This window comes from Aureimonas sp. AU22, assembly GCF_001463745.1.
Classification (GTDB): domain Bacteria; phylum Pseudomonadota; class Alphaproteobacteria; order Rhizobiales; family Rhizobiaceae; genus Aureimonas.
On sequence record NZ_BBWJ01000075.1, the window covers coordinates 1 to 335 of the forward strand.

Annotated in this window: 1 protein-coding gene; it reads right to left on the minus strand. The window is 67.5% G+C overall.

Going from position 1 to position 335, the window contains the following annotated elements:
• A partial coding sequence (locus tag AUL34_RS21695; RefSeq protein ID WP_156421060.1) for an outer membrane protein occupies positions 1-335 on the minus strand: 335 nt, incomplete at both ends.

Sequence of the window (335 nt, forward strand, 5' to 3'; positions counted from 1 at the left end):
CCGCCGTTGAGGCGGGTCGAGGAGTCGTTGTCGCCGAGGTTGGTGTAGAGGTACTCGGCGCCGAACGAGATGTTCTGCGTCACCTTCACTTCCATGCCGCCGCCGACGGTGTAGCCGAAATCGTCCGAGTCCGAGTTCACGGCGGCCGGGAAGGCAGCGCTGATCGCCGGGCTGTTGGACGTGAAGCGGTAGTCGCTCTCGCCGTAGGCGACACCGCCCGTGGCGTAGGCGAGGGCCATGTCGGTCACGAGGTAACCGGCGCGCAGGCGGCCGGTGACGAGGTAGTCGAGGCTGCGCTCGGCCGTGTAGAAGGCCGGGGTGTTGGAGAAGGCGCT